Origin of the sequence: Lacticaseibacillus sp. 53-4 (assembly GCF_016861805.1) — a bacterium.
Classification (GTDB): domain Bacteria; phylum Bacillota; class Bacilli; order Lactobacillales; family Lactobacillaceae; genus Lacticaseibacillus.
On sequence record NZ_BOLT01000010.1, the window covers coordinates 1 to 14,235 of the forward strand.

At 51.2% G+C, this 14,235-nt stretch carries 20 protein-coding genes; 8 read left to right on the forward strand and 12 right to left on the reverse strand.

Annotation, left to right across the window (positions count from 1 at the left end; all coding sequences use genetic code 11):
• The 9 genes from JUF21_RS05430 to JUF21_RS05465 all read right to left on the reverse strand — a co-directional run.
• The coding region (locus tag JUF21_RS05430; protein ID WP_203663373.1) for a phage head closure protein at positions 1-236 on the reverse strand (236 nt) is incomplete at its 3' end.
• A 1-nt stretch (position 237) separates the two neighbouring features.
• Positions 238-402, reverse strand: coding sequence for a hypothetical protein (locus JUF21_RS05435; protein WP_203663375.1), 165 nt, complete (start codon positions 400-402; stop codon positions 238-240).
• A 350-nt stretch (positions 403-752) separates the two neighbouring features.
• On the reverse strand, positions 753-2,345 hold the full coding sequence (locus JUF21_RS05440) for a phage/plasmid primase, P4 family (protein WP_203663381.1): 1,593 nt from the start codon (positions 2,343-2,345) through the stop codon (positions 753-755).
• Between the two features lie 3 nt (positions 2,346-2,348).
• Positions 2,349-3,161, reverse strand: a complete 813-nt coding sequence (locus JUF21_RS05445) for a bifunctional DNA primase/polymerase (RefSeq protein ID WP_203663383.1) — start codon at positions 3,159-3,161, stop codon at positions 2,349-2,351.
• Positions 3,145-3,420 (reverse strand): hypothetical protein, encoded by a 276-nt coding sequence (locus JUF21_RS05450; protein ID WP_203663384.1) that lies wholly within the window; start codon positions 3,418-3,420, stop codon positions 3,145-3,147. Before JUF21_RS05450 ends, JUF21_RS05445 begins: the two co-directional genes overlap by 17 nt.
• Positions 3,421-3,466: 46 nt before the next feature.
• Positions 3,467-3,658, reverse strand: coding sequence for a hypothetical protein (locus JUF21_RS05455; RefSeq protein ID WP_203663386.1), 192 nt, complete (start codon positions 3,656-3,658; stop codon positions 3,467-3,469).
• Complete coding sequence (locus JUF21_RS12020; RefSeq protein WP_255559894.1) at positions 3,642-3,776, reverse strand: hypothetical protein; 135 nt, start codon at positions 3,774-3,776, stop codon at positions 3,642-3,644. The genes JUF21_RS05455 and JUF21_RS12020 overlap by 17 nt, the downstream gene beginning before the upstream one ends.
• Positions 3,769-3,990: a hypothetical protein gene (locus JUF21_RS05460; protein ID WP_054662750.1), complete on the reverse strand. Its 222-nt coding sequence runs from the start codon at positions 3,988-3,990 to the stop codon at positions 3,769-3,771. Before JUF21_RS05460 ends, JUF21_RS12020 begins: the two co-directional genes overlap by 8 nt.
• 67 nt (positions 3,991-4,057) lie before the next feature.
• Entirely contained in the window at positions 4,058-4,333 is a 276-nt protein-coding gene (locus tag JUF21_RS05465; RefSeq protein WP_203663388.1) for a helix-turn-helix domain-containing protein, read from the reverse strand.
• A 138-nt stretch (positions 4,334-4,471) separates the two neighbouring features.
• Here JUF21_RS05465 and JUF21_RS05470 point away from each other — a divergent pair, with 138 nt between their 5' ends.
• The 3 genes from JUF21_RS05470 (at position 4,472) to JUF21_RS05480 (ending at position 7,819) form a co-directional block, all read left to right on the forward strand.
• Entirely contained in the window at positions 4,472-5,242 is a 771-nt protein-coding gene (locus JUF21_RS05470) for a helix-turn-helix transcriptional regulator (protein ID WP_203663390.1), read from the forward strand.
• Between the two features lie 135 nt (positions 5,243-5,377).
• The gene (locus tag JUF21_RS05475; RefSeq protein WP_203663392.1) at positions 5,378-6,550 is read left to right on the forward strand and encodes a site-specific integrase; all 1,173 of its coding nucleotides are present in this window, start codon (positions 5,378-5,380) and stop codon (positions 6,548-6,550) included.
• A gap of 198 nt (positions 6,551-6,748) precedes the next feature.
• A complete protein-coding gene (locus JUF21_RS05480) occupies positions 6,749-7,819 on the forward strand; it encodes an FAD:protein FMN transferase (RefSeq protein WP_374706437.1) in 1,071 nt (356 codons plus the stop codon).
• Between the two features lie 28 nt (positions 7,820-7,847).
• Here the strand turns inward: JUF21_RS05480 and JUF21_RS05485 are convergent, their stop codons facing one another.
• Entirely contained in the window at positions 7,848-8,183 is a 336-nt protein-coding gene (locus JUF21_RS05485) for an ASCH domain-containing protein (RefSeq protein WP_203663394.1), read from the reverse strand.
• A 97-nt stretch (positions 8,184-8,280) separates the two neighbouring features.
• On the opposite strand from JUF21_RS05485, the gene JUF21_RS05490 reads away from it, so the two are divergent.
• Complete coding sequence (locus tag JUF21_RS05490; RefSeq protein WP_125756697.1) at positions 8,281-8,478, forward strand: hypothetical protein; 198 nt, start codon at positions 8,281-8,283, stop codon at positions 8,476-8,478.
• A gap of 24 nt (positions 8,479-8,502) precedes the next feature.
• On the opposite strand, the gene JUF21_RS05495 is transcribed toward JUF21_RS05490, so the two are convergent.
• Both JUF21_RS05495 and JUF21_RS05500 read right to left on the reverse strand, forming a co-directional pair.
• Entirely contained in the window at positions 8,503-8,688 is a 186-nt protein-coding gene (locus JUF21_RS05495; protein ID WP_203623139.1) for a hypothetical protein, read from the reverse strand.
• On the reverse strand, positions 8,681-9,001 hold the full coding sequence (locus JUF21_RS05500) for a hypothetical protein (protein WP_203663396.1): 321 nt from the start codon (positions 8,999-9,001) through the stop codon (positions 8,681-8,683). The genes JUF21_RS05495 and JUF21_RS05500 overlap by 8 nt, the downstream gene beginning before the upstream one ends.
• A gap of 89 nt (positions 9,002-9,090) precedes the next feature.
• On the opposite strand from JUF21_RS05500, the gene JUF21_RS05505 reads away from it, so the two are divergent.
• From JUF21_RS05505 to JUF21_RS05520, 4 genes are all read left to right on the forward strand, one after another.
• The gene (locus tag JUF21_RS05505; protein WP_203623137.1) at positions 9,091-9,792 is read left to right on the forward strand and encodes a histidine phosphatase family protein; all 702 of its coding nucleotides are present in this window, start codon (positions 9,091-9,093) and stop codon (positions 9,790-9,792) included.
• 159 nt (positions 9,793-9,951) lie between these two features.
• Positions 9,952-10,614, forward strand: coding sequence for a TetR/AcrR family transcriptional regulator (locus tag JUF21_RS05510; protein ID WP_203623136.1), 663 nt, complete (start codon positions 9,952-9,954; stop codon positions 10,612-10,614).
• The gene (locus JUF21_RS05515) at positions 10,607-12,337 is read left to right on the forward strand and encodes an ABC transporter ATP-binding protein (protein WP_203623135.1); all 1,731 of its coding nucleotides are present in this window, start codon (positions 10,607-10,609) and stop codon (positions 12,335-12,337) included. Before JUF21_RS05510 ends, JUF21_RS05515 begins: the two co-directional genes overlap by 8 nt.
• Positions 12,337-14,220: an ABC transporter ATP-binding protein gene (locus JUF21_RS05520; protein WP_125756709.1), complete on the forward strand. Its 1,884-nt coding sequence runs from the start codon at positions 12,337-12,339 to the stop codon at positions 14,218-14,220. The genes JUF21_RS05515 and JUF21_RS05520 overlap by 1 nt, the downstream gene beginning before the upstream one ends.
• Positions 14,221-14,235: the final 15 nt, after the last annotated feature.

The following is a 14,235-nucleotide window of genomic DNA, read 5'->3' on the forward strand; positions in this document are numbered from 1 at the left end:
TTTATCATCATGCTGTCGTCTAGCGCGTCAGTGTGACGTACCACGATGGCGATGGTGTCCTCTAAGTCTGTGCCAGTGATCTGGTAGGTCTGTGTAACGGTGCGGTTATATGATCCATAGAACAGGGTGCCAGTCGGCTCGAATGTAGAGATGTTAATACCTGCGCTAGTCTTGTGGTTGACTGTCTTACCGATTTCAGCCACCTTGTTCAGGCGGGCAATTGAATAGTTCTTCATGCTATTCCTCCTTGTCGAGTTCGCCCAATACCGTAACCACCCTTTCATTGTTGAGGTACTGAACACTAACATGTGTTGCGTGATATGGCGTTGGCATGTCCTGATGTGCATCGTCAACTAACTGCTTCAAGCTCTGACCATGAAATACTTCCCATACTGTGTCCATAATTTTTCTTCCTTTCGTGTTCCGACTGTCTCTAACAGACGGGCAAAATAATTTGGTAAAATCGCAGAATTTTCGGTACTTCGGTGACAAGCACTTATAAACGCCTATATATCAACGTTCTACTGTCACCGAACTTCAAATATTTTCGGTAACGTGTCACCGAAGTTTTGGTGACACAGGATTGATAGTAACTGTCACCGAACTTGTTTTTCTGTATTCGTTGAGCGCGTAAGGATTGAACGATTGTCACCGAAGTTCGGTGACACCCGTCACCAAAAATATTCGCGCTAATCCCTTGAGCGAGTAAGGTTGTCACCAAAGTGCAGAAAATATCGGCATTCATTTTGTTTTCAGTTGAATCTTGGATTTAGCAGTGATCCCGTTAGACGCAAACCGATGTATCGTCGTGTACTACCGGTGTCATTGTCAAACCCTCTGCGGCTGCTTACCTTTTTCACTCCGTAGGCATCGAGCTTCTTGGTTATGGCTTGTGTCGTCGTTCTGTCCATATAGTTGTTGTCTTGGCAAAAGCGCTTGTATTCGGCAGTAACCACTGTAGAGGCCTCGCCACGATCATCTTCTAGGTTGATCTCGGCATACTGGTCTAGGAACTCTTTGAAGTGGTCGTTTGCGTCCAGCCACTCTTGGCTTGCGTTTACTACCGAATCAGGTTTTGTCAGGCCACCGCTTTTAAGCGCCTTGGCAAACATGTGCATGCACTTCATGGCAAAACGTGGTGTTTCTTCGTCCATTTTGGTGTCGTCGAACTGATCCCACCAGTGTGTGTGCCGGGTGTCGCCGTTGATCATCTTGATAACGATGACACGATCAGCGAACCCGGTGCTGTGGTCGCTGAATGCTGGCATCTCGTTAGCGCTGAATAGTAGCTTGGCATAGTTCATAAACTTAAAGTTCTGAATGCCTTTGAACTCGGCCGGTATATAGTCGCCACCAGTTAGGGACTTGATCGCGGCTGTACTCTTGAGGTAGTCTGTGCCAACGTCGGCCACGATGTTTGCTTCTTTGCCGTATAGATTGGCCGTTTCAAAACGACGTTCTCCATTGGCGAGGTCTGCCGGCTTTGATGCTGATACGTTGTCTTTCCCGATAAGGTTGGTAATACGACGAATGAGAGTGCTTTTACCTTCGCCACCAGTCCCATATAGCCATAAGAACTCTTGGAATGGGTGATATGACCGGTAGAACATATAACCGATGAATTCTTCAAAGGTGACGGCGGCATCGCCCATCATAGCTGCAAGCAGTCGTTCAGTCTCTGGACAATCGTCCCTATCTGGATCTACCGCGTACTCATGGGCGTTCAGCATGTAATTGTCAGCGCTACTTTCCTGCATCTTATTGGTCAGTATGCTGTATGTGCCATTGGCGAACGCAACTAGTTCTGGATGTGGGTTCTCATCAAATGGTGATCGCTTACCATAGTCCTCGTTGTAGCTGATGCGTTGCAAGAATCGTCTGGCGCCTGTAATATCACTCTCACGATACAGTCCCCATTTGAGCATCTCTTTGGTGGTTCTGCTCTCGGTGGTCTTAGTGAACTCACCCTTGCCAAATGTGCGCCACGTCCCTTTACTGGGCTCATATATCGCGCCTTCACTCAACCCGGGAAAACTCTCTACTCGTGTTTTATCCATGAAGTGGTAGCCGTAGGTGAGAAAGTCCACCTTGATATTCCGATGAATGGTTACGTTTTGGGGATCGTCTTCATCGCGCTGCTCGGCTTGAAACCAAACTCTTAACCAGTTCGGTAACTTGGCAGCAAGCTGTTTGTTATATGCCCGAATACCTTTCTCGGTCTTATCTTGAGGCTCTGGATACTTGTTCACGTCAAATGGTTCTAATGAGCTTTTAGAGATCGCCTTGAGCCGGGTAAACTCTGGCGACTTGTTTAGTTCTTCCTTTAAGCTGTCCGTATGCTTCACCCCCTAACTGCGGCGCGCAATTTCGCGCTTGCTGATTGACTTGATGATCTTAACTAGCTCGCCATTAGGCAAGGGAGGGCGAACATAGCGCTGGTTGATAGTTTGAATTAGATCCGCACAGTTATCTGGATCAGCACCCGACCGAAAGACTGAACCGGCAATGCTGGCCAACCACTGATTTCGGTTTCCTTCGTCTGAACCATCTACAAGTCGATTGATGAAGTTGCCAAACCATGAATCCGGATCAGTGCGGTATGATCCGACAACGGGTCCTCTATATCGGTTAATCTCGTCTAGCAGCCACTGCGGAGCAGGGGCAACCGTGGTCAGCTTGTGGCCTTTTAGTGGTTTATACATGCCGCTGTCTCGCATGCTGGGATAGACGGGCACGCCCAGCGCCGTGTAATCGAGACCGGTTTTCTCTCCAGACTTGGAGAACAGATCGGCCCGACTGGTTAGCTTCAATTCCTTGGGATAGGTGAAGAACATATGAAGTCCACCGTTTGGGGTAGTTTCAATATAGGTAGACGGTATCTGGCCAGCGCGCCCATCAGCGCTTAGTTTTGCCAGCGATTCATTGCCATCAGCGGCACTCTTGTGTCCCATGTCAATGTCGAATACCAGCATGCCGTCAAGTCCTAGGCCGATATTGTAGTCAGGGTGTTCACCCCACCATGCCTCGGCTTGCTTAGGGTCCGTGGTAGCGTCCTTATACCCGTGTGAGCCTTTGAGCGGTGTTCTGGTGCCTGGTGCTAGGGGATAGACGGCAAAGCCGTGTTGCTGGTATGAGAGGGCCATCTCAAGCATTGTCGGCATCGGGATCACCACCTTGCTTCATACCAGCTTCTAGCAACCGACGGCTGTCGATGATCTTATCCATCATGCAGCTAAGCAAAGCTTCATACGTACCACTTGAACGCGTCACTTCGAAGAGCACGATTCCTTCATCTTTCTTGTTAATACCGCGACTTGATAAATCATACAGAGCCTGAATTTTGTCATATAGTGCTAAGCCAATGTTGCTTGCGTCTGTTAGAATTGCGTTAACTTCTCCCAGATCATTAATATCCATCATAAATTGCCTCCATTTTTCTTGACAAAAGCATCTAACTAGAGGCAAGCTAGAAAGGAATATAGATCTTTCCGCTTGTCTTTTTCTCGCCTTGAGCTGCCACTCTTGGCGATTTTTTTGTGGCTTCAATCAGTGAGCGCTTTTCGGCTTTTTGCGCTTGCCAGTACCGATCACACTCGGCATCGGCTTGCACGTAGTCTCGCCACTGAAATCCGAACCTTGTGCTAACCATTTTTGGCATGACGATCGTCCTCCGAGAATTGAAAATAAGCGCCGCAGACGGCCCCGATCAGGAACGCCATGCAGAGTGCTGGGACGGTGAGCGGGTGGCTTAGTAGCCACACAATGATATTAATCATCAGCGGCCTCCTCGTTTTCATACAGCTTTAGGATCTCCGATACCCGCAGCAGCTCTTTTGCAGCCGTGATTGCCAGCTCGCTGTTGGGGACATACTTACCGCCAACCGTGACATTGCTGTCTTCTGTAATGGCTAGAATGTTGAGGTTAATGTCATCCATCAAATCTCCGAGTTCGCGGTCTAGTGCCATCTCTTCTTTACTGAATAGCTTCATGATGTTGTGCCTTTCTGACGCTATGCGCCTGTCATAAGTTGCTTACATGCCCGCCTGCCCAGCGCAGTTAAATAGTTTTTCCTTCCATGAACTTTTCTAAGTCCACTCGCTTGATGCGCTTGGTACTACCTACGATTGAAACGGGTAAACCTTCTCTAATCCACTTAGACAGCGTGTTTCGGGAAATATTTGCTGCTTGAGCTGCCTCGCCAAGCTTATATCGCTCTGGTTTATCCGCTTCCGTCTTCATTCGGCCCACTGCCTCAACAACTGCCAACCGAATTTTATGATCCAGTATCGTATCGAAGTCATCAGGTAAAATGATCTCCGCTCTTGTTGCCATTTTTCTCACCTCGATGAAACTCATAGTTGCCAAATCTAAATATCTGACACCTTTAGGATACACCTGTTTAAGAAAATTGCAACTCATCATTGTCATTTTTTTGAATGTGGTTATGATAGTACCTAAGGAGGGCAAATGATGCTTAAATTTAATCTCAGTCAACTTATGTCTGATGCTCACATGTCAATCTCTGCGCTATCTGAAAAAACAGGCATTTCGCGAAAAACCCTATCTCAGATTGCAAACAACGATAGTAAGGGAATTCAACTTGCCACATTGGATGCAATCATAAAGGCACTAAATACAAAAGTTGAAAATGTAATCATCAAAGATGATACTCGCGCGATTGTAGCATTTACTTCGATTGAAACCGTTCGTGGCATGAACGAGAGCATCTCTGATGACGTGAACGACTTATCTATTGGAATATATGCGCAGCTTTGTGATATGTCTGAAGAAAACAAGGAAGACGCATCCTATTTTGGAGCAACTCTTTCTATTAGCCTCACCAAAACACCAAAGGGGAATATAATGGGGTATGTCTTTCCGGCATTTACAGCGGATGAACTCGACCCAAAATTACGCGGTCTAGTTGACAACTCAAACAAGTTTATGGACTTCATAAGAGACTGCACTGATGAAGAAAGCGAACGACTCACATCTAATATATTGTCCACAGCGCTTATTATTCTGGGGAACCACCATCGTAATTTGAGCGGAATTGATCAGCGAAGCACTGCGATAGTAACTTGGTCAAAAGATGGCGGTAAACCTGTAAATCTCTCTCTTGTCAGCGGTAATAGTTTCTTTCCACCGGATAAACATGTAACCAATAAATTAAGTAGCGATCATAGCATCTCAATTGTGAATGTTGATCTAACGGACTGGATTCAACAGTTTCTAAAATAGTTTTTGAGGCATCGCGTTGAGCGGCGTCTTAGGGGCCAACGAAAAATTGCGCTAACCTCGTCTTTATGCCCCAATTAGGGGCGCCAATCTCCAATCTAACACCGCCTGCCCAGCGTGACGGATAGGAGAAAGCAAATGGCATCAATTACACGTTACAAGTTGAAATCTGGCGGAACTGCTTGGAAATTTCAGGCATACACCGCATCAGATCCGAAGACAGGCGAGCGACACAAGGTTACTCGTCAGGGGTTTGCCACCAAATCTGAAGCAAAAATAAAAGCCGCGCGGTTTGAAGAAAACCAACGGCGGCACGGATTCAGTGAATCAAACCGGTTAACATTTCAGGAGGTGTATGATTCGTGGTTTGAACAATATAAAAATACGGTCAGGGAATCGACATGGGTCAAAACGCGGGATAATTTCAGGCTCCATATCTTGCCTCGGTTCGGGGATAAGATACTTTCAAAGATAACCCCGTTAGACTGTCAGACAGCAATCAATGAGTGGTTCGCTGCTGGCTTTGCGAAGTACCGTCAGTTCTTAGGCATGGTGTCACGCATATTCAAGTACGCGATCAGAATGGATATTGCATACAGCAATCCAACTGTAAAAGTCATTGTGCCGGTAGATCGAGAGAAGCCAGCAACCACGATGAAGGATAATTACTACGCGTTAGACGAATTGAAGACGTTCTTTGAAGCAGCCACTGAATTCAACAACCCAAAGGCATATACGCTGTTTAGGCTGCTTGCATTTACTGGTATGCGCCGGGGCGAAGCTCTGGCATTACGGTGGTCTGATATTGATTTCTCGGCTGGTACGATCACAGTCAATAAAACCGTCACAGAAGGCGACGGATATAGGCTAATGGTTAACTCACCAAAGACGTACGCCAGCAACAGGAATGTGAGTGTTGACCCTAAGACAATCAGCATTCTACAGCGCCGCCAGTGGGAACAGCGGCAAGAACTGTTTGCTGTAGGTATGAGGCCAGTGGGCGCGGATCAGTTGATTTTTACGTCAGATGCCAATGATCTATTGCAGCTAACGTATCCGCAAAAATGGCTAGACTGGATCGTCAAGGCTCACAACAAGAAACACCCCGACAATCCGCTGAAACGGATAACCGTTCATGGTTTCAGACACACATACGCCACTTTGGCGCATGCGGGCAATATCGAGGCTAAGGAAGTTCAGGCTCAACTTGGACACAAGCGTCTTGCAACCACCATGGACATTTACACGTCGGTCACCGATGAATCTAAGTCAAAAATTGCGTCTAAGTTTGCTCGTTACGTCAACTTATAGAGTGGAAATAGAGTGGCGGAAGAAATTGCACAAGCAAGAATGCCGGCAAATCAACAGCCAATGAGCACCATGTGAAGGTAGTTCTGTTCCCTATCTACCCAATCCCGCCGGACAACGTTGTCCGGCTTTTTTAATGCTGGCGAGGACGGGGATGCCGGCGGTTAGACTTGTGAGTGAGAAGGGATCAGCATGATCAAAATCAAACGTTGCGCGGCGTTATTGGCCGCAGGGGTGGCAGGCCTGCTGCTGACCGGCTGCGGTCAGAAGCAGGCCGCGCCCAAGCTGCGGCCCAACAATCCGTACACGGACAGTGAGTTTTCGCTGGGCACCATCTGCAAGGTCACGGTGTACGACAGCGGCAAGCAAGGAGCGGTCAAGGACGGGCTGAAAACAATCCGTCATATCGACAGTGAGGCCACTTTGACCCGCAGTGGCTCGGTATTGGACAAGATCAATGCCAACGCCGGGATCAAACCGGTGCGGGTGCCCAAGGATTTTTGGCCGCTGCTGAAAAAGGCCCAGTATTTTTCCGAGAATTCCAACGGCAGCTTCGACATGGCCATCGGGGCGGTGACCAATCTTTGGAAAATTGGTCTGCCTGGCGCCCGAGTTCCCAAGCCCGCGGAAATCACCGCGGCACTGCCCCTGGTCAACTGGCGAGACGTTCAGTTCAACGCCAAGCAGCGGACGGTTTATCTGACGAAAAAAGGGATGCGCCTGGATTTTGGCGGGATCGCCAAGGGCTGGGTCGCAGATGAAGTGCGGCGGACGCTGAAAAAAGACGGTGTCACCACGGCCATTATTGACCTGGGTGGCAACGTCATCGTCATGGGACACTCGCCTAAGGCCCCGGGCCGCAAGTGGACCGTGGGGATTCAAGACCCCAAGGCCAGTCGCGGCACCCCGCTGGGCACGATTCACGCGGCCAACATGTCAGTGGTGACCGCCGGGACATACGAGCAGTACCTCATGTCGCATGGCCATAAGTACATCTACCTGTTTAACGCCAAAACCGGGTATCCTTATGACAATAATCTCGCCTCGGTCACCATTGTGTCCAAGCAAAGCGTTGATGGCGACGCGCTGTCCAACGCCGCGTTTGACAAGGGACTGAATGGTGGGCTCGCCTATATGAACAAGAAGCGCCATCAAGACATTGAAGCAATTTTTGTCACCAATAACAATAAGGTGTACATCACCAACGGGTTGAAGTCCGACTTCAAACTGGTCAAGGGCACCAAGTATCGGCCGGGCAATTTCAAGGCCTGAACTTGCCGACCCGAGTTTGGCCGGCGGCTCAGTTTAGACTGATATGGATGGCCAGCACACCGGTGGCCCGTTCCTGCGCTGGGTTATAGTGCTGATACGTGTCCTGTGTCATCTTGGCCACTGAATCATTGACGGCCGCGCCGACCTGAGGCCCGGGAAAAGCCGTGTAAAGCGCCGTGAAGCTGGCGAAGTGATCAATGGCGGACACCTGCACGCGCAGCTCTGCCCCCGTGGTCAAATCGGTGAATGTAATGTGGTTGCCCGGCCGCAGCTGGCGGCGTTTGGCATCGTTTAACCGCACCTCGATGGTTTTGGTGCCAGCTTTGATCAGCTGAAACTGGTCGTGTGTGATCGCCATGTTCATTCAAATCGCCTCCCGTTTGCTTGTAGTATACCGCCAGCGGCAGACAACGGGCGTTCATCCGTGCTAAAATACTGAAGATAAAATGAGGAGGCTGGTCATGGCCAATCAACAAGACCCGAACCATTACGTGCAGCAGTTTATCGACCAAATCATCGCCTTAGTGCTGTTGATTGTGGTGTGGCTCATGCGAGGGTCGCTCGGCCCCACTTGGACCAAGATCTTGATTGTGGTCGCGCTGCTGATTTCACTTGCCGATTACGTCTTCTTAGGGCGCAAAAAGAAGGCAAAAAAATAAGATTCAGACCCAGTGGCCTGAATCTTATTTTTTCCGAATGGTCCACAGGAAAATCGCGTAGCCGAAACAGAAGAGCCCATACACAATGGCAGCCAGAACCACGAACAGCAACCACGGCCAATTGAGTAAGATGCGCATGGCCCAAAGCAGCATTGCCATAATGGCCGCCTGTACGGCGCGCGTGCGCAGCGCCGCGATTTGCTTATTCAAAGGAGACCTCAACGTACAGGAATTTGGCGGCAGTCACATGGCTGAAAGTCAGCCAGATGGCCTTGGGCTCAGGCGGCTCGTCCGGATCGATCACTTCGGCCAGCCAATGCACCAAGCGGCGGTGATGCGACAGGAACTCACTTGCCAGCGGGAAGGCATTCAGTCGATTTTCCGGGAACCATTCGTGCAGGTCGGGAAAAATCAGAGTGTCTTTGAGCCGGAAGCCAATCGTGTTTTGGTAGCCGCGGCGAATGATGGTGGTTTGCTGCGGATGCGTTTTAATGTATGCGAGTACTTGCGTTGCCAGGTCCAAACCAGCTACCTCCGTCTTCAGCCTGAGTGGAATTACTGCCGAATATGATAACATGGAACTAGTGGAAAGTATAGAAAGGGGGCCTTTAGATGACCGTTCATTTGTACCTGGTGCGACACGGTGAAACCGAGATGAACCGGGCCCAGAAGCTGCAAGGGGTGACTGATGCGAAGCTGACTGCCAGAGGCGAGGAGGCCGCCGCGGCCCTGGGTGACCTGCTCAAGCCGATTCACTTTGATGCGGCGTACAGCTCTGATCGCAGACGCGCCATTGAGACGGCCAAGGCTATCCTGGCTGAGCATGCGGACGCGCCGGTGCTTCAGGAAAAGGCCGGGCTGCGCGAATACTACTTCGGTGGCAACGAAGGCATGAGCAACATGAAATTGATGCGCAAAACGACGAAGCGCTTTGGCGTGCGCGCCTTTGCCAAAATGTGGCTGGATGCCCCACAATTTCGCACGCTGGTGCGCAACTTTCACGCCATGGATGACACTGGCCAAGCGGAAACGCTGGATGAGCTGATTGCCCGCGTTCGTCAAGCCTTCGCCGAAATCGTCGCCGCCAATCAGCCTGATGCCAATGTGTTGATCGTGGCCCACGGCGTTAGTTTGAGCGCGTTGGTCTACGAGCTGGCCCCAGACCAGCTGCCGGTGACGCTGCTCAAAAACACGTCTGTCACGCGGGTTGATGTGACCGGCGACCAGTGGGTGGTGCGCGGTGTTAACCTGACCGCCCCAAAGCAGATTCTGGCGCTTGCCGGGCCGACAGCAGTGCCCGCAGATCATGCTTAACCTCTGCTCCGCTCCGCGATCGCTCGTGCTGCGACCGCGGAGCGTTTTTTTGCCAACATTTTCTGAAAACGAGTCAAATCACGGTTGTTTTTTGACCGGGAGCGCGTATAATGACAAGTTGTCACATGACATAATGTCATTTTTGAGAAAGGAGTCCGTATGCCAAAACCAACATTTTTCCGGCTGGCGGAACCGAAACGCAAACGGCTGATCAAGGCGGCCTATGATGAGTTCTCCCGCGCGTCGTTCCAAGACGCGAGCATCTCGAATATCATTAAGGACGCCGGCATTCCGCGCGGCAGTTTTTACCAGTATTTTGAAGATAAAAGCGACATCTTTTTTTATTTGCTGGACCGGACCCGCACGCAGACTGAAGACCTGTACAAGCAGGTCATGCAAGCCCATGACGGGGATTTGTTTGGCATGGCGGCAGATTTCTTTGACAAAGCCGTCGAGAAGCTGCTGAAGGGGCCGCACCGCGAGTTTTATGCCAACGTCTTTTTGTATATGGACTTCCATAACGCGGCACATTTTAGCTCGATGCCCAAAAAGACGGCACCCGCGCAGCCGCATAAAAAAGTGTTTCTTGACTACACACTGGAACACCTTGATCGTAGCAAGCTGAAGGTCAAATCCGACGAGGACGTCGCGATGCTGTTTCGGCAGGTGATGTGGGTCTTTATGCAATCAATCGGTTATTATTACAGCCGCCGCAAAAACGGTGAGAACGTGACCACGACCGCTCTGAAGGCGCGAATGGCAAAGATGCTGAACTGGCTCCAGTACGGCGTCGCGATAGCAGAGGAGGAAGTACATGATTAAATTAGCCAAAGGCCGGGTGTCAGCCGCGCAGATCACCGGGGCGGTGGTGTTCATGATCATTCAGGTCATCACCAGCCTCTACCTGCCTAACTTGACTGCCGACATCGTCAATAACGGGGTCGCCACCGGCAACATTAACTACATCTGGCAGGAAGGGTTCAAAATGATCGCCTTTGCGGTCATCAGTGCCTTAGCCGCCATCTGCAACGTCTTTCTGGCGGCGCGCGTGTCCCAGAAATTGGGCCAGCGCATTCGCTCTGACGTTTATCGCAAGGTCATCAACTACTCCCATGATGAAATGGACCAAATTGGGACCAGCAGTCTGATCACCCGAACCACCAACGACGTGACGCAGATTCAAAACGTTTGGGTCATGATCTTGCGCATGATGATCATGGCACCAATCATGCTGATCGGCGCGAGTTTCCTGGCTTACCAGAAGAACCACACCCTGACGTTGATTTTTCTGGTGGTGCTGCCAATCATGGCGATTTTCATCGGGATTGTGATGAAGTTTGCCGTGCCGCTGTTCCGCGGCATGCAGCAAAAAACCGATAACATCAACTTGGTCTTTCGCGAAGGCCTGACCGGGGTCCGGGTTATCCGGGCGTTTCGGCAGGACCAATTCGAACAGGACCGGTTTGAAGGGGTCAACCAGGATTACACCAACAACGCCGTGAAGGTCTTTTCCATCATGGCGATGATGATGCCGGTCATGACGCTGATCATGTCCGGGACCAACATTGCCATCGACTGGTGGGGCGGCCATCTGATCGCGGCCCAAGCGATGCAAACTGGGAACCTGATCGCGTTCATTACCTACGCGATGCAGATCCTGATGAGCTTCATGATGCTGTCGATGATCTTCGTCTTCATTCCCCGGGCGCAGGCTTCGGCGGTCCGGATCAATGAAGTGCTGGACCAAACGACGACGGTCAAGTCGCCGGCCAACCCAACACCTTTTGCGGAGACCACTCCCGAGCTTCAGTTTGACCATGTGCAGTTTCGTTATCACGAGGCCGAGGAGCCAGCGCTGCAAGGCGTCGATTTCGATATGAAGGCCGGCCAGACGCTAGCCATTATTGGCGGTACCGGTTCTGGTAAAAGTACTTTGGTTAACCTGATTCCGCGGTTCTATGACGTGGAAGAAGGGGCAGTCAAAGTGAACGGAATGAACGTCAAGGACGTGGATCTGGCCGAACTGCACCGCAAAATTGCGTTTGTGCCGCAAAAGGCCAACCTCTTTTCCGGGACGGTCCGTTCCAACATGCAGTACGGCAACGATGACGCGACGGACGACGAAATCTGGCACGCGCTGGAAGTGGCCCAGGCTAAAGACTTCATTGCGGCCAATCCGGAAGGGTTGGACTACAAAGTCGAACAGGGCGGGGATAACTTCTCTGGTGGCCAAAAGCAGCGTCTAGCGATTGCGCGAGCGCTGATCAAAGACGCGGCCGTTTACGTCTTCGATGATTCGTTTTCTGCGCTGGACTTCAAGACGGACGCCGAGCTGCGGCAGGCGCTCAAGGACGACGAAAAGATTTCGCAGCGCGTTGTGGTCATTGTCGGTCAGCGGGTGTCGACGGTTGCCGATGCCGACACGATCGTCGTGCTGGACAACGGCCAGATGGTTGGCCGCGGCAAGCACGCCGAGCTGAAGGCCAACAACGAGACTTACCGGGAAATTGTTAACTCACAAATTCGCGAAGGGGATGAAAAATAATGGCTGAAACGAATCGCACAACTTCAACCAGGCCAGCAGGCGGCGGTCATGGACCAGGCGCTCGCGGCGGCGTGGTCGAAAAGCCGAAGAATTTCTGGGGCACCACCTTCCGCCTGTTTGGTTATATGAAATCCCGCTTGATTGGGATTGTGGTGGTCATGCTCTTTGCCATCGCCTCCACGATTTTCCAGATCCGCACGCCGAAGATTTTAGGGGAAGCGACCACGGAAATCTTTAAGGGTTACATGAAAGGGGTCGCGCAGCAAAAAGCGGGCATCCCGATGAGCCAGTTCCCAATCAATTTTGACAAGATCAAGGACATCATGATCCTTGTGATCTTCATGTACCTGGCGTCGGCACTGTTCTCGTTCATGCAGCAGTTCATCATGACCCGCATTTCTCAGCGCACGGTTTACGACCTGCGCAAGGAGCTCAAGGCCAAGATGCAGCGGCTGCCGATCAACTACTACGACACGCACAGCAATGGGGATATCATGTCCCGTGCCATCAACGACATGGATAACATTGCCTCGACGCTGCAGCAGAGTCTGACTCAGCTGGTCACCAGTACCTTCACGTTCATTGGGACCTTGTGGATGATGCTGACGATTTCCTGGAAGCTGACGCTGATCGCGCTCGTCACGATCCCGCTGAGTCTGGTCATCGTGGGCATTGTTGCGCCGCGTTCGCAGAAGTATTTTGCCGGCCAGCAGAAGGCCCTTGGGCTGCTCAACAACTATGTCGAAGAAAATTACGCCGGCCAAGTCATCGTGAAGTCGTTCAACCGCGAAGAAGACGCGATGAAGGCCTTCGAAGTGGAAAATCAGGCGTTTTATGATTCGGCCTGGAAAGCGCAGTTTGTCTCTGGGATTATCATGCCGCTAATGACGTTCCTGAATAACCTCGGGTACGTGTTTGTGGCGATCTTCGGTGGCATCTCGGTTTCTAACGGAACAGTCACCCTGGGGAACGTGCAGGCTTTCCTGCAGTACACCCAGCAGTTCTCCCAGCCAATTTCGCAGCTGGCCAACTTGGCCAACACCATTCAAAACACGATTGCTTCGGCTGAGCGTGTCTTTGAGGTCATCGACGAGCCCGAGATGGAAGACATTGAGTCTGGCGTGACGCCAATCGAAGGCGACAAGCACCCGCTGGTCATGGATCACGTCAAGTTTGGCTACCAAAACAGCCCAATTCTGATGAAGGATTACAACTTGACCGTTGAACCGGGCCAGATGATTGCCATTGTTGGGCCGACTGGGGCCGGTAAGACCACGGTCATCAACATGCTCGAGCGCTTCTACGATGTCAGCGGTGGTTCCATTCGAATGTGGGGCACAGACATTCGTGACATGACGCGCGAGGATGTCCGCAAGCACTACGCGATGGTCCTGCAGGACACCTGGCTCTTCACCGGCACCATTTGGGACAACCTGAAGTACGGCCGCGAAGACGCGACTGACGAAGAGATTCTCAATGCGGCCAAGGCGGCCCATGTGGACAGCTTTGTTCGCCAGCTGCCGAAGGGCTACGACACGGTTTTGAACGAATCCGCGTCCAACATTTCGCAAGGGCAGCGGCAGCTATTGACCATTGCCCGGGCGTTTGTCGCCGATCCTGAGATCCTGATCCTTGATGAAGCCACCAGTTCGGTTGATACACGGACCGAAGTGCACATTCAGCACGCGATGAGTCGCCTGCTGAAGGGCCGCACCAGCTTCGTGGTCGCCCACCGGCTGTCGACGATTCGCGATGCCGACAACATTATCGTGATGAACCACGGCTCGATTGTTGAGACTGGTAACCACGACACCTTGATGGCGAAAAATGGCTTCTATGCTGACCTGTATAACAGTCAGTTCAGTGGCAGTACCACAATTTAAAAGAGGGACGAATAA

Excerpts from the sequence above, each read along its gene's own strand:
- JUF21_RS05435 (WP_203663375.1), bottom strand. The coding sequence starts at position 402 with ATGGACACAGTATGGGAAGTATTTCATGGTCAGAGCTTGAAGCAGTTA.
- JUF21_RS05445 (WP_203663383.1), bottom strand. The coding sequence starts at position 3,161 with ATGCCGACAATGCTTGAGATGGCCCTCTCATACCAGCAACACGGCTTT.
- JUF21_RS05450 (WP_203663384.1), bottom strand. The coding sequence starts at position 3,420 with ATGATGGATATTAATGATCTGGGAGAAGTTAACGCAATTCTAACAGAC.
- JUF21_RS05455 (WP_203663386.1), bottom strand. The coding sequence starts at position 3,658 with ATGCCAAAAATGGTTAGCACAAGGTTCGGATTTCAGTGGCGAGACTAC.
- JUF21_RS12020 (WP_255559894.1), bottom strand. The coding sequence starts at position 3,776 with ATGATTAATATCATTGTGTGGCTACTAAGCCACCCGCTCACCGTCCCA.
- JUF21_RS05460 (WP_054662750.1), bottom strand. The coding sequence starts at position 3,990 with ATGAAGCTATTCAGTAAAGAAGAGATGGCACTAGACCGCGAACTCGGA.
- JUF21_RS05465 (WP_203663388.1), bottom strand. The coding sequence starts at position 4,333 with ATGGCAACAAGAGCGGAGATCATTTTACCTGATGACTTCGATACGATA.
- JUF21_RS05470 (WP_203663390.1), top strand. The coding sequence starts at position 4,472 with ATGCTTAAATTTAATCTCAGTCAACTTATGTCTGATGCTCACATGTCA.
- JUF21_RS05475 (WP_203663392.1), top strand. The coding sequence starts at position 5,378 with ATGGCATCAATTACACGTTACAAGTTGAAATCTGGCGGAACTGCTTGG.
- JUF21_RS05485 (WP_203663394.1), bottom strand. The coding sequence starts at position 8,183 with ATGAACATGGCGATCACACACGACCAGTTTCAGCTGATCAAAGCTGGC.
- JUF21_RS05490 (WP_125756697.1), top strand. The coding sequence starts at position 8,281 with ATGGCCAATCAACAAGACCCGAACCATTACGTGCAGCAGTTTATCGAC.
- JUF21_RS05505 (WP_203623137.1), top strand. The coding sequence starts at position 9,091 with ATGACCGTTCATTTGTACCTGGTGCGACACGGTGAAACCGAGATGAAC.
- JUF21_RS05510 (WP_203623136.1), top strand. The coding sequence starts at position 9,952 with ATGCCAAAACCAACATTTTTCCGGCTGGCGGAACCGAAACGCAAACGG.
- JUF21_RS05515 (WP_203623135.1), top strand. The coding sequence starts at position 10,607 with ATGATTAAATTAGCCAAAGGCCGGGTGTCAGCCGCGCAGATCACCGGG.
- JUF21_RS05520 (WP_125756709.1), top strand. The coding sequence starts at position 12,337 with ATGGCTGAAACGAATCGCACAACTTCAACCAGGCCAGCAGGCGGCGGT.